Genomic DNA, 12145 nt, shown 5'->3' with positions numbered 1-12145 from the left:
GCTCGCACGGCCGAGGGCCCAGCGCTGGCGCGGCCGGCGGTTCAGCGCTGGCGCAGCCGGTGGTTCAGCCCGGCGCGGACCTGCGGCCACTCCGCGGCGAGGATCGAGTAGACGCAGGTGTCGCGCAGGCTGCCGTCGGCCGTGCGCGTGTGCGAGCGCAGGACGCCGTCGAGTTTGGCGCCCAGCCGTTCGATCGCCGCGCGCGACTGGTGGTTCATCCAGTGCGTGCGGAACTCGACCGCGGGACAGCCGAGCACGTCGAAGGCATGGCCGAGGAGCAGGAGCTTCGCCTCGGCGTTGGTGCCCGTCCCGCTCGCCGACGCGCGGTTCCACGTGGAGCCGATCTCCACGCGCGGCAGCTCCGCGTCGATGTTCATGTACGTCGTCATGCCCAGGAGGACGCCGTCGGAGAGCCTGCGCAACGCGAACGGCGCCATGGAGCCGGAGTCGCGCAGGGCCAGGCGCCGCGCGATCTCCGCGGCCATGTCGGCCGGCGCGGGGACCGCGGTGTACCAGAGGTTCCACAGCTCGCCGTCGCGGACCGCGTCCACGAGCCCGTCGTGGTGCTCCGCGTCCAGCGGCTCCAGCCGGACCAGGCGGCCGGCGAGGGTCACGGGCCCGATGCCCGCCATGGCCTAGGACTCCCGCCGGGCGTCGACGGTTTCGGTGTACTGCAGCCGCGCGGGCACGCGGTCCGCGATCGCCGCCAGGGCCCGGTCGCCCCCGCGGAACCAGCCGGACACGAGGCTGACCACGAAACCGTCCCGCCCTATCACGGTGCAGGCCCGGCGGGCGGCCCCCTCCTTCGCGGGCGCCTCCCAGGCGACCCCGGCGATGTCCTCCCAGCCGAAGGCGTGCACCGTGCCGCCGCCCGCCATGCACAGGCCGCCCTCCCCGATGCTCAGGCGCGCGTCCCGCGGGACCCCCATCGCCACCGCCCCCGCGATGCCCCGGCGGTACTCCGTCCCCGGTCCGACGTCGGCCGGGCGGTGGGCCGGGCGCGGATAGAGCACGCCGTCGGCATCGTCTCCCTCGGGGAGCGACTCCTCCGGCAGGCCCACCAGGAGCGACCATTCCAGGTCCGCCAGGACCAGCTCCATATCCCGGGCAGTGACGGAACCGATGGCGGCCAGGAGGCGGTCGTGGGGAGGCTGGAACGCCACGCCGATCCGTCGCAGGGCCTCGTCGCGGGCCTCCCACAGCGGAAGCTGGGGGTCGTCGCCGGCCTCCTCGAACGCGGCCAGGACGTCGGCCAGCTCGTCGGCGGTGACACCGCGGTCGCGGAGGTCGCGGAGCGTGGACAGGATCTCGCGCGCGACCACGACGGCGTTGGCCGGCTTGAGCTCGCAGGTGACCACTGCCAGCGCCCGCTCCGGCGTGACCGCGACACATCCGAAATCAAGATCGTAGACCAGGCCCCGCCCGCGCCGCAGCGTCGCCCGCACCCGGTCCCCCAACACCGTGCCGAGCACCGCGACGGCGCCGACGAGCGGCGACCCGTCGCCCGGCAGCGAGAAGGAGAGCACCAGCCCGTCCCCGCCGGAGACGTACTCCGCGGGAAGGGCCTGCGGCGCGGTCGGCGTCGTCTCCCATCCGTCGCGCGTTCCCTCGGGCAGGGGTAGCCGCAGCCCCTCGGGCGGCGGCCCGGAGAGGACCAGTGCGGAGTTGCCCCGCGTGAAGAAGCGCGCGGCGAACTCCGCCACCTCCCCGCGCGTCAGGCGCTCCGCGAACACCGGCTCTGCCGCGGCCAGCCCCAGACCCCGGAGCCCGTAGCGTGTGCCGAGCGCCTCGGCGAGGTGCGGCGGCACCGCCAGCGAGCCCTCCGCCTCCAACACCCTGAGTTCGGTGGCCAGCAGTTCCGGGGCGACGTCGCCCGCGGCGATGGCGCCCAGCGATCCGCAGAGATCCTCGAGGGTCGCCGCCACGGCCTCGGGACGCCCCGTCGCGGAGAAGGTGGTGAGCCCGAGCTCGACCTGCCCGTTGTGCTCGTGTTTGATCGCGGGCAGCCTGGAGTACGCGAGGTGCTCGATCAGGTGCGTGATGCCCGTCGTCGCGAAAGACTCGTCCCGGACGCCCACGCGAAAGTACAGGTGCGCCTCGAGCCTGCCCGGGGTGTCGGCCCAGTAGACGGGCACGCCGTCCACTTCGGTGCGGTGGATCTGCGGGGGCGCGGTCGACGTCATGGTCTCTCCTGGGGATTGGCCCGAAGGCCGGCGTTCGGTGAGGTCAGCCTAGCGTTCCGCCCCGTCGGCCAGGAGGCGGCGCACCGCGGCGAGTTGCGCGCTCGTGCAGCCCTGCCCCAGCAGGAACTCCTCGACGGCGAGGCCGTCGGCGAACTCGGCGAGGGCCGCGACGCGTTCCCTGAGCACCGGCTCGAACTCCGGCGCGGGCAGGTACCGCTCGTAGGGGTGCTTGACGGGGCTGACCCGGTGCCAGTCGTTGATCCCGCGAGCCCCGGCGTCGTACTGGGCTTCCACCAGGTCGCGCCGGTCCGCCAGCAGCAGCAGGAGCGTGACCATCAGCCCCGTGCGGTCCCGGCCCGCCGAACAGTGCATGATCACCTTCCCCTCCGCGGCGGCCAACGCCCGGACCACCGCCGCCACCTTGTCCGGGAAGAAGCGCAGGTTGTGGGGGTAGAACCGAGGATGGCTCAGGTAGGGGGCGGCCAGCTCCATGAACTCCGCATGGTTCTGGTCCTCGGTGGGTCGGTGCACCACCGTGATGCCGGCGAGGGCCGCGTCGGGCACCGCCGGGTCGGTGGGGCGCCGGGACCGCTCGTCGGCATTGCGCAGGTCGATCACGGTGCGCACGCCGTCGTCGTACGCCTGCCGCCACCCGCGCTCCGTGAGCCACTCGCTGCGGCCCATGCGGTAGAGGCCGCCGAGCACGTGCCGCGCGTTGACCGCGCCCTCCCACTCCACCTGTCGCATGACACCACTGTGCCACGCGCGGCCGCCGCGTGTCCCGCGTGGCGGGGGCCTCCCGCCGCCCCGCGGAACGCGCCCCGGGTTGCGGGGCTTTCCGGCCGCCGGGAGGACCCACAACCCGGGAAGCGTCCGGCGGCCGGGCGTCCGTGTGTGGTCCTAACTCCAGTCGAAGAAGCCCTGGCCGGTCTTGCGGCCGAGCTCGCCGCGGGCGACCTTGTCCCTGAGGATCCGCGGGGGCGCGAAGCGGTCCCCGAGCGTGGAGTGCAGGTACTCCGCGATGCCCAGGCGCACGTCCAGGCCCACGATGTCCGTGGTCCGCAGCGGGCCGGTCGGGTGCTTGTAGCCCAGGACCATCGCGTTGTCGATGTCCTCGGCGGACGCGACGCCCTCTTCGACCATGCGCATCGCCTCGAGCGCGATCGCGACCCCGAGCCGGGAGGACGCGAAGCCGGGCGCGTCGTTGACCACGACGGCGGTCTTGCCCAGCGCCGCGACCCAGCCGCGGGCGGCGTCGGCGAGCTCGGGGCCTGTCCGCTTCCCGAGGACGACCTCGATGAGCGTGGACGCCGGGACCGGGTTGAAGAAGTGCAGGCCCAGGAAGTTCGCGGGCCGCGCGAGCTCGGCCGCGAGCCCGTCCACGGACAGCGAGGACGTGTTCGAGGCCAGGAACGCGTCCGCGGCCAGGCGCTCCTCGACCCCGCGCAGGGCCGCGACCTTCAGGTCCCAGTCCTCCGGGACGGCCTCGATGACCAGCTGGCGGTCCGCGAAGGCGGCGTGGTCCACGCCAACCTGGAGGCGCGAGGCCATCTCGTCGAGGTTCGCGTCCGAGGCCCCCCGTTCGATCGATTTCGCGGCCGCGGACTCGACGCGTTCGCGGGCGGCCTCGGCGGAGGCCTCGTCGCGCTCGACGACGACGACGTGGGAGCCGTTGAGCAGGAACGCGTGCGCGATGCCGGCGCCCATCCGCCCGCCGCCGAGCACGCCGACGCGGGCGGGAAGACCCGCGGGAAGGGTGGAGTCGGTCATTTACTTCTTCTTTCGGTCGAGGAAGGCCTGCATGCGCTCGAACTTGGCGTCGGACTCGAAAAGCATGCCCTGGGCCAGGGTGTCGATGACGGGGTGGGCCTCGCGGGGGGTGTGGAACACGGTCTTGGTGATCCGCACCGCCAGCGGGTCCTGCGCGGCGATCCGGTCCGCGAGCGCGTGCGCGGCGCCCAGCAGCTCCGGGGGCTCGACGAGCTCGGTCACGAGCCCCGCGGCGAGGCAGTCCGCGCCGGTGAGGACCTTCCCGGCGAGCAGGATCTCCTTGGCCAGCGGCTCGCCGACCAGCTCGCGCAGCCGCCAGGTCGCCCCGGCCGCGGCGAGGATCCCGAGCCCGGTCTCCGGGTTGCCCATCCGCAGCCCGGGGGTCCCGATCCGGAAGTCCGCCGCGTACGCGAGCTCCGCACCGCCGCCCAGGGCGTAGCCGTCCAGCGCGGCGATGACCGGCATCGGCAGCTTCGCGACGCGGTCGAAGACGCGCGAGTTGATCCCGGCGAGGGCGTCGTCGCGGCGGCGCTCGCGCAGCTGGGCGATGTCCGCGCCGGACGCGAAGACGCCCTTGATCCCCGTCCGGGCGGCCCCGGCGCCCGGGTCCGAGGCGGTGCCGGCGAGGATGAGGATCTTCGGGGTCCGCTCCAGGTGCGCGCACACCCGGTGGAGCTCGTCGACCATCTCCTGGTCGATCGCGTTGCGCACCTCGGGCCGGTGCAGCCGGACCGCGATCCGGTCCGCGGACTCCTCGAGCAGCAGCGTGGCGAAGCCCGCCGGGTCCAGGCGCGGGCCCCCGCCACCGGGGGACGCCGCGCCGGAGGGGATCCCGTCGCCGTCGCCGGTGCCGGCGACGTGGTCCGCGGCCATCTAGACGCCCTCGATCAGCAGGGCCGAGCCCTGGCCCACGCCCACGCACATCGTCGCGAGCCCGAGCCTGCGGACCCCGGGAGCGGTCTCGCGCTCCAAGCGCCCGAGCAGGGTGATGACCAGGCGCGAGCCCGAGGAGCCCAGCGGGTGCCCCAGGCTGATCGCGCCGCCGTCGCGGTTCACGATCTCCGGGTCCAGGCCGAGCTCGCGCATCGAGGCCAGGGACTGCGAGGCGAAGGCCTCGTTCAGCTCGACCGCGGCGAGCTCGTCCACGCCCACGCCGGTCCGCTCGAGGACCTTCCGGGACGCGGGCACGGGTCCGATGCCCATGATCTCCTGCGCGACGCCGGCGGACGCGCCGTCCAGGATCCGCGCGCGCGGGACGAGCCCGTACCGCTCGATGGCCGCCTCGGAGGCGACGACGATCGCCGAGGCGCCGTCGTTCAGGGTCGAGGCGTTGCCCGCGGTGACCACGGACCCGCCGGCCACGACCGGGCGCAGCCCGGCCAGGACCTCCAGGGTCGTGCCCGGGCGCGGGCCCTCGTCGGTGTCCACGACGGTGTCGCCCTTGCGCCCGCGCACGGTGACCGGGACGATCTCCCCGGCGAAGCGGCCAGCCGCGATCGCGGCCAGCGCGCGCTCGTGGGAGCGCACGGCGAACGCGTCGCAGTCCTGCCGCGAGACGTTGTAGACGCGCGCGACCTCCTCGGCGGTCTCGGGCATCGAGAACGTGGCCTTGCCGTCCCGGGAGAGCTCCCCGGAGAGGAACGCGGGATTCGGGAAGCGCCAGCCGATCGAGGTGTCGTGCACGGCGCCGGGCTTCGCGAAGGCCGTGGACGGCTTCTCCATCACCCACGGCGCGCGGGACATCGACTCCACGCCGCCGGCGACCACGATCTCCGCCGCGCCGGCCTTGATCATGTGGGAGGCCATCGTGATCGCGCTCATGCCCGAGGCGCAGAGCCGGTTCACGGTGATGCCCGGGACGGTGTCGGGGAACCCGGCCAGCAGCCAGGCCATCCGGGCGACGTTGCGGTTCTCCTCCCCGGCGCCGTTCGCGTTGCCGAAGATGACCTCCTCGACCAGGGACGGGTCGATGCCCGCGCGCTCGACGGCGGCGCGGATGGTCAGCGCGGCGAGGTCGTCCGGGCGGACCGTGCTCAGGGCACCCCCGTAGCGTCCGACGGGGGTGCGGGCTCCGCCCACCAGGAATGCCTCGGCCATGGAAACTCCTTCGTTTGATGCTCGGGACGCGGTGGGCCGGGCGCGCGGACGCGCCCATTTACCGACCAATCGTTCACTAAGAGATTCCCACCGCGGGGCCGCCCGGTCAACCCTGCCCGACACGAGGCGGCGGGTCCGGTTAACACGCGGACCCTCCCGGGGCCCGTTTGACAGGCCGGGCGGCGCCTCCGTACCGTCGTGGGCTGACCGATTCCGGGGCCATGCCGCCGGATCGTGGGCCGTCACCGCGGGATTCCCCGAATCCGCGGGCACCGGGCCGACGCACGCTGAACAGTTCAGGGAAGGCACCCTTGCCACCGGAAAACAGCAAACACTCCACCACGCCGCGCGACGGAGGCACCTCCGCGGGCATCGACCACCGCGAGGACATCGGACCCGACATGGCGACGCCGTCCGGGCGCAGCGAGGTCCGCAGGGCGACCGCCGCCTCGGCCATGGGCAACGCGACCGAGTGGTTCGACTACGGCGTCTACGCCGTGGCCATCACCTACATCACCGCCCACTTCTTCCCCTCCGAAGGCGGCACCCTCTACGCGCTCGCCACGTTCGCGATCTCCTTCCTGGTCCGCCCGCTCGGCGGCCTGGTCTGGGGCCCGCTCGGTGACCGGCTGGGGCGCAAGACGATCCTCGCCGCGACGATCCTGCTGATGTCGGCTGCCACCTTCGCCATCGGCATCCTGCCGACCTTCGACCAGATCGGCCTCTGGGCTCCGGTCCTGCTGGTGCTCCTGCGCATGGTGCAGGGGTTCTCCACCGGCGGCGAGTACGGCGGCGCCGCGACCTTCATGGCCGAGTACTCGCCCGACAAGCGGCGCGGCTTCTTCGGCTCGTTCCTGGAGTTCGGAACCCTGGGCGGCTTCGCCCTCGGCACCGCCGTCATGCTCGGGTTCCAGGTCGCGCTCTCCGACGAGGCAATGATGTCTTGGGGCTGGCGCGTGCCGTTCATGCTCGCGCTGCCCATGGGTCTGATCGGCCTGTACCTGCGGTCCCGGCTGGAGGACACGCCCGTGTTCCAGGAACTCGAGGAACGCGGGGAGGTGGCGCAGGGCGGCAATCTCGGGTCGCTGCTGCGCGGGTACTGGCGGCCCATGCTCGTCATGTCCGGGCTCGTCATCGCCCTGAACGTCGTGAACTACACGCTCCTGAGCTACATGCCCACCTACCTCGAGACGCAGCTGGGCCTGCCCTCCGAGGCCTCGCTAGCCGTGATCCTCATCGGCGAACTGGCCATGATGGCGGTCATCCCCTTCGCGGGCGGCCTGTCCGACCGGGTCGGGCGCAAGCCGCTCTGGTACGCCTCCGTCGTCGGGCTGTTCGTGCTCGCGCTGCCCATGTTCTGGCTCATGGGACAGAGCTTCGCGTTGGCGATCGTCGGCTTCGCGGTGCTCGGGCTGCTTTACATCCCGCAACTAGCGACGATCACGGCGACCTTCCCGGCCATGTTCCCGTCGCAGGTGCGCTTCGCGGGGTTCGCGATCACCTACAACGTGGCCACCGCGCTGTTCGGCGGGACCGCGGCGCTGGTCAACGAGGCGGTCATCGCCGACACCGGCTTCCTGCTGTTCCCCGCCGTGTACATGATGGCGGCCTGCGTGATCGGCTTCGTTGCGGTGCGCTTCCTCCCCGAGACGGCCGGCGCGTCGCTGCGCGGGACGGAGATCCCCGACGCGGCCGCCACCGGCATCCTCGCTGGGCCCGCGTCGCCTGCCGTCGCGGGCCGGCACGGCAACGGGGCACGCACGCGGGTCTAGCCATCGCCCGCACGACGCCGGCGCCGCGGGGTTGCGTCGCGCGGGTCCCGTCGCGTGGTGCGCGGCGGCACCCACGCCGTCGCGCACGACGCGAGGGTGGCTACGGCGTCGCGTCGGGCCCGCCGGTCGGAGGCTCCCCGGTGACCCGCCGCTCATCGACGGTGTGCAGCGGCGCCGGCGAACCGCCCACACGGGACTCGGCCTCGCTCTTCAGGGACCGGGCCAGCCGGTCCAGTTCCCCCTGGGGGTCCTCGGTCGCGCGGCCGAGGAGTCCCTCCAGCGGGCCGCTGAACTCCCGGGTGAGCACCGCCGTGCAGCCGAACCCCGTCTCGGCGAGGGTGAAGGTCAGCACCTCCGTGTACATCCCCAGCGGGGCCCCCGATTCCCAGCGCAGCAGCCGGCGGTTGGCCGCGGCGGTGATCCGCAGGTTCTCGTCGCGACCGCCGTCGTCGGCGACCATCCGGATCCCCTGACCGTCGGAGACGTCGCCCTCGACGTCCCGGACGCCGGTGACCCACGACGGATACCTCGCGCCGTCGACCAGCACGCCCCAGACCGTGTCCGCGGTGGCGTCGATGTCCTGCCGCGTTTCGAAGGATTCCATGCCGGGAGCCTACCGGCAGCTAAGATGCTGGGCATGCAAACCAGCGCCACAGCCGACGTCGCCGCCGCCTCGACCGCCCTGCGGGGGAGGGTCGAATCCATGCACGGCATGGACTTCCTGCGGGCCGTCATCGCGGGAGACCTGCCCGAATCCCCGCTGATCGCGTCGCTGGGCGTGCGCACCGTCGCGGCCGCCGAGGGCGAGGTGACGCTGAGCACGGTCCCGCAGCCGCAGCACTTCAACACCATCGGCACCGGCCACGGCGGTTTCCTCGCGACCCTGCTCGACACTGCGCTCGGCCTGGCCGTGGACACGCTGACCCCCGCCGGCACCGTGTGGACCACGACCGACCTGCACGTGCGCTTCCGCCGCCCGATGACGGCGGACTCCGGAACCGTCACGGCCGTCGGCCGCGTGGACCATCACGGACGCTCGACGTCGGTGTGCAGCGGAGAGGTGTGTGACGGTGAGGGCCGGGTGCTCGCGACCGCCACGGCGTCGCTCTTCGCGCTGCGGCAACCCCCCGCCTGAGCCCGCAAAGCGCGCCGGCGGCCGCGGCACCGGCACGACCGCGGGGCAGCCGGGGTCCTGCGCTCCGCGGTCTGGTCCTGCGCTCCGCGGTCTGGTTAGGCGTAGAAGGAGTTGGCGGGCTTGTTGCCGCGCACCCTCCGCCAGCCGATCCACAGCGCGAGCGCGATCACCGGAATCGACGCCACCGTGTAGAGCCCCAGCGGGAAGACCTCGCCGGTCTCCGGGTCGCTCATGCTGTCGAACGCGATCAGCACCGTGATGATCGCCAGCGCCGCCAGTCCGGCCAGGCTGGTCCACGGGGCTCCCGGCATCGGCAGCGAGGAGACCTTGCCCTTCCTCCGGCGCAGCATCAGCTGGCAGGCGAAGATCGATCCCCAGGTGAAGATCACGCCAATCGAGGCGGTGTTCAGCGCCAGGTCGAACGCGTAGGTTCCGCCGAGCCCGATGTTCAGCAGGATGCCCGCGAGATACACGGCGCCGACGGCCAGGATCGCCGCGTAGGGGACGTAGCGCGAGTTCATCTTCGCGAGCCAGCGCGGCGCGTGGCCGTTGTTCGCCATGGCGCGGAACACGCGCCCGATCGAGTACAGCCCGGAGTTGCAGGAGCTCAGCGCCGCGGTGATGACCACGAAATTCATGACGTCGCCGATCCACGCCCAGCCGAGCTGGTCGAACACGGTGACGAACGGGCTCTCCCCGGCCTTGAACTGGTCCCAGGGCAGCAGCATCGCCAGCAGCGAGACGGAGCCGACGTAGAACACGACGATCCGGACCACGACGGCGCGGATGGCCCGCGGGACCTCACGGGCCGGATCCTCCATCTCGCCCGCGGTGATGCCCACGAGCTCGATGGCGTTGTACGCGAAGATCACCGCGTTCAGGACCAGGATGCTGATGAAGAATCCGCGCGGGAACATGCCGCCGTCGCTGGCGAACAGGTTGGCAACGGAGGCCGTGGAGTCCCCGATGCGGGTGTTCATCACCACCATGACAATGCCAGTGATGAGGAACAGCACGATCGCCGCGACCTTGAGGGCCGAGGCCCAGAACTCGAACTCGCCGAACGCCTTGGCACTGAACAGGTTCACGGCGACCAGGAGCGCCAGCGCGCACACGGCCGACACCTCGACCGGCACCCCGGGGAAGAAGAACTGGAAGTACAGGCCGATCGCGATGAGCTCCGCGATGCCCGTCATGACCCAGTTGAGCACGTACATCCAGCCGGAGAGGAACGCGCCCTTGGGGCCGAACAGCTCGCCCGCGTAGCTGACGAAGGATCCGGAGCTCTGCCGGTACATGATCAGCTCGCCGAGGGCGCGCATCAGGAAGTACGCGATGACGCCCGCGATGGCGTAGGAGAAGATCAGCGCGGGGCCGGTGGAGGCCAGCCGGCCGCCGGCGCCCATGAAGAGCCCGACGCCGATCGCCCCGCCCATGGCGATCATCTGCACGTGGCGCCGCGTCAGGGTCTTCTTGTAGCCCTCGGCGGTGACCTCGGCCTCCGCCGTCGTGGGGTGGTGGTGCTGCCGTTCGTGCACGCCGTCGCCGTCGCGCGCGGTGCGCTGGGCATCGGTGGCCGTGGCGTGGTGGGGGTCGGTCACGCGGGCTCCTTCTGGGTTCCGGGCGCGTGGGTGTACAGCCGGGGGTTCGTGGGGACGAGACAGTGTACGCCCGCGCACCCCCCGGGTGGCGAATCCCCCAGCTCAGCGAGGGGTGGGACGCCCGGTCGTCGCGGAGTACCGTGTGCGCATGGGACACACTCTGCAGATCGCCGTCGACGCGAAGGACCCCCACGCCCAGGCGGACTGGTGGGCCGAAACCCTGGGCTGGAGCGTGGAGCCGACGGACGAGGCGTTCGTCCGCAGGATGGTGGCCGAGGGGCACGCGTCCGCGTCGGACACCACGGAGCACCACGGGCGGCTGGTCTGGCGGAAGGGCGCGGCCATCTGCCCCACGGAGCAGCTGGGCCTCACCCCGCGCCAGCGCGTCCTGTTCCAGGCGGTGCCGGAGGCGAAGACGGTCAAGAACCGCGTGCACTGGGACCTGAATCTGGAGGGCGGCGACAAGGACGCGCTGCGCGCGGCACTCGAGTCCCGCGGCGCCACGTTCCTGTACCAGGCCAGCGAGGGCCCGTTCGCCTGGTACACCATGGCCGACCCCGAGGGCAACGAATTCTGCTTCGGCTAGCCGACGCCGCGGCTATCATCGACAGGTGAGCGACGCAGACACCCTTCCCGCACAGGTATCCGACATCTTCGACCCGACCCGCTGGCGCGTGGTCGAGGGGTTCGGCTTCGAGGACATGACCTACCACCGCCAGGTGGAGCGCGACGCCGGCGGAGCGATCGTCCGGGACCTGCCGACCGTCCGGATCGCCTTCGACCGCCCGGAGGTGCGCAACGCGTTCCGGCCCGGGACCGTCGACGAGCTCTACCGGGCCCTGGACCATGCCCGCATGACCCCCGACGTGGCCACCGTGCTGCTGACCGGGAACGGCCCCTCCCCCAAGGACGGCGGACACAGCTTCTGCTCCGGCGGGGACCAGCGCATCCGCGGGCGCGACGGCTACCGCTACGCCGGCGGCGACACGGCCGAGACCATCGACCCGGCCCGCGCCGGAAGGCTGCACATCCTCGAGGTGCAGCGCCTCATGCGCACCATGCCCAAGGTCGTCGTCGCCGTCGTCAACGGCTGGGCCGCGGGGGGCGGGCACTCCCTGCACGTCGTCTCGGACCTGACCATCGCCTCGCGCGAACACGGCAGGTTCAAGCAGACCGACGCCACGGTGGGGTCCTTCGACGCCGGGTACGGGTCCGCGCTGCTGGCGCGGCAGGTCGGGCAGAAGACCGCGCGCGAGATCTTCTTCCTGGCCCGCGAGTACTCGGCAGAGGACATGGTCCGCAAGGGCGCCGTGAACGAGGCCGTGGAGCACTCCCGCCTGGAGGAGGTCGCGCTGGAGTACGCGGCGGACATCGCGCGGCAGTCGCCGCAGGCGATCAGGATGCTGAAGTTCGCGTTCAACCTGGCCGACGACGGCCTGGCCGGCCAGCAGGTCTTCGCCGGGGAGGCCACCCGGCTGGCGTACATGACCGACGAGGCCGTCGAGGGCCGGGACGCGTTCCTCCAGAAGCGCGATCCGGACTGGTCCAACCACCCCTACTACTTCTAGCCCGCCCGGCCGCGGACCC

General features: G+C 72.4%; 12 protein-coding genes. 4 read left to right on the top strand and 8 right to left on the bottom strand.

Annotated features, from left to right (window positions below):
• Positions 1 to 41 precede the first annotated feature (41 nt).
• The 6 genes from ACETWP_RS09720 to ACETWP_RS09695 all read right to left on the bottom strand — a co-directional run bounded on the left by ACETWP_RS09720 (position 42) and on the right by ACETWP_RS09695 (position 6050).
• A complete protein-coding gene (locus tag ACETWP_RS09720) occupies positions 42 to 632 on the bottom strand; it encodes a GNAT family N-acetyltransferase (protein ID WP_373972033.1) in 591 nt (196 codons plus the stop codon).
• Positions 633 to 635: 3 nt separating this feature from the next.
• Complete coding sequence (locus ACETWP_RS09715; RefSeq protein ID WP_373972032.1) at positions 636 to 2183, bottom strand: insulinase family protein; 1548 nt, start codon at positions 2181 to 2183, stop codon at positions 636 to 638.
• A gap of 48 nt (positions 2184 to 2231) precedes the next feature.
• Positions 2232 to 2930, bottom strand: a complete 699-nt coding sequence (locus tag ACETWP_RS09710; RefSeq protein WP_373972031.1) for a tyrosine-protein phosphatase — start codon at positions 2928 to 2930, stop codon at positions 2232 to 2234.
• Between the two features lie 153 nt (positions 2931 to 3083).
• Positions 3084 to 3953 (bottom strand): 3-hydroxyacyl-CoA dehydrogenase family protein, encoded by an 870-nt coding sequence (locus tag ACETWP_RS09705; RefSeq protein WP_373972030.1) that lies wholly within the window; start codon positions 3951 to 3953, stop codon positions 3084 to 3086.
• The gene (locus ACETWP_RS09700) at positions 3954 to 4826 is read right to left on the bottom strand and encodes an enoyl-CoA hydratase/isomerase family protein (RefSeq protein ID WP_373972029.1); all 873 of its coding nucleotides are present in this window, start codon (positions 4824 to 4826) and stop codon (positions 3954 to 3956) included. It abuts the gene before it with no gap.
• Positions 4827 to 6050: a thiolase family protein gene (locus tag ACETWP_RS09695; protein ID WP_373972028.1), complete on the bottom strand. Its 1224-nt coding sequence runs from the start codon at positions 6048 to 6050 to the stop codon at positions 4827 to 4829.
• Between the two features lie 311 nt (positions 6051 to 6361).
• On the opposite strand from ACETWP_RS09695, the gene ACETWP_RS09690 reads away from it, so the two are divergent.
• Positions 6362 to 7822 carry an MFS transporter gene (locus ACETWP_RS09690; protein WP_373972027.1) on the top strand — a complete coding sequence of 487 codons (1461 nt, stop codon included), beginning with the start codon at positions 6362 to 6364 and terminating at the stop codon, positions 7820 to 7822.
• Positions 7823 to 7922: 100 nt separating this feature from the next.
• Here the strand turns inward: ACETWP_RS09690 and ACETWP_RS09685 are convergent, their stop codons facing one another.
• Positions 7923 to 8426, bottom strand: a complete 504-nt coding sequence (locus ACETWP_RS09685) for an SRPBCC family protein (RefSeq protein WP_373972026.1) — start codon at positions 8424 to 8426, stop codon at positions 7923 to 7925.
• 33 nt (positions 8427 to 8459) lie between these two features.
• Here ACETWP_RS09685 and ACETWP_RS09680 point away from each other — a divergent pair, with 33 nt between their 5' ends.
• Complete coding sequence (locus ACETWP_RS09680; protein WP_373972025.1) at positions 8460 to 8957, top strand: PaaI family thioesterase; 498 nt, start codon at positions 8460 to 8462, stop codon at positions 8955 to 8957.
• A gap of 95 nt (positions 8958 to 9052) precedes the next feature.
• Here the strand turns inward: ACETWP_RS09680 and ACETWP_RS09675 are convergent, their stop codons facing one another.
• Positions 9053 to 10495, bottom strand: coding sequence for an amino acid permease (locus tag ACETWP_RS09675; RefSeq protein WP_373972069.1), 1443 nt, complete (start codon positions 10493 to 10495; stop codon positions 9053 to 9055).
• 211 nt (positions 10496 to 10706) lie between these two features.
• On the opposite strand from ACETWP_RS09675, the gene ACETWP_RS09670 reads away from it, so the two are divergent.
• Both ACETWP_RS09670 and ACETWP_RS09665 read left to right on the top strand, forming a co-directional pair.
• The gene (locus ACETWP_RS09670; protein WP_373972024.1) at positions 10707 to 11144 is read left to right on the top strand and encodes a VOC family protein; all 438 of its coding nucleotides are present in this window, start codon (positions 10707 to 10709) and stop codon (positions 11142 to 11144) included.
• A 25-nt stretch (positions 11145 to 11169) separates the two neighbouring features.
• Entirely contained in the window at positions 11170 to 12126 is a 957-nt protein-coding gene (locus tag ACETWP_RS09665; RefSeq protein WP_373972023.1) for a 1,4-dihydroxy-2-naphthoyl-CoA synthase, read from the top strand.
• Positions 12127 to 12145 lie beyond the last annotated feature (19 nt).

Source organism: Arthrobacter halodurans (assembly GCF_041877255.1).
GTDB classification, from domain to species: domain Bacteria; phylum Actinomycetota; class Actinomycetes; order Actinomycetales; family Micrococcaceae; genus Arthrobacter_N; species Arthrobacter_N halodurans.
The sequence above is the reverse complement of the archived record's forward strand: the minus strand, read 5'-3'. Positions and strand labels throughout refer to the sequence as shown.

Bases quoted from the DNA above. Each gene is read 5' to 3' on its own strand.
- ACETWP_RS09705 (WP_373972030.1), bottom strand. From the start codon at position 3,953: ATGACCGACTCCACCCTTCCCGCGGGTCTTCCCGCCCGCGTCGGCGTG.
- ACETWP_RS09715 (WP_373972032.1), bottom strand. From the start codon at position 2,183: ATGACGTCGACCGCGCCCCCGCAGATCCACCGCACCGAAGTGGACGGC.
- ACETWP_RS09695 (WP_373972028.1), bottom strand. From the start codon at position 6,050: ATGGCCGAGGCATTCCTGGTGGGCGGAGCCCGCACCCCCGTCGGACGC.
- ACETWP_RS09670 (WP_373972024.1), top strand. From the start codon at position 10,707: ATGGGACACACTCTGCAGATCGCCGTCGACGCGAAGGACCCCCACGCC.
- ACETWP_RS09720 (WP_373972033.1), bottom strand. From the start codon at position 632: ATGGCGGGCATCGGGCCCGTGACCCTCGCCGGCCGCCTGGTCCGGCTG.
- ACETWP_RS09710 (WP_373972031.1), bottom strand. From the start codon at position 2,930: ATGCGACAGGTGGAGTGGGAGGGCGCGGTCAACGCGCGGCACGTGCTC.
- ACETWP_RS09700 (WP_373972029.1), bottom strand. From the start codon at position 4,826: ATGGCCGCGGACCACGTCGCCGGCACCGGCGACGGCGACGGGATCCCC.
- ACETWP_RS09680 (WP_373972025.1), top strand. From the start codon at position 8,460: ATGCAAACCAGCGCCACAGCCGACGTCGCCGCCGCCTCGACCGCCCTG.
- ACETWP_RS09685 (WP_373972026.1), bottom strand. From the start codon at position 8,426: ATGGAATCCTTCGAAACGCGGCAGGACATCGACGCCACCGCGGACACG.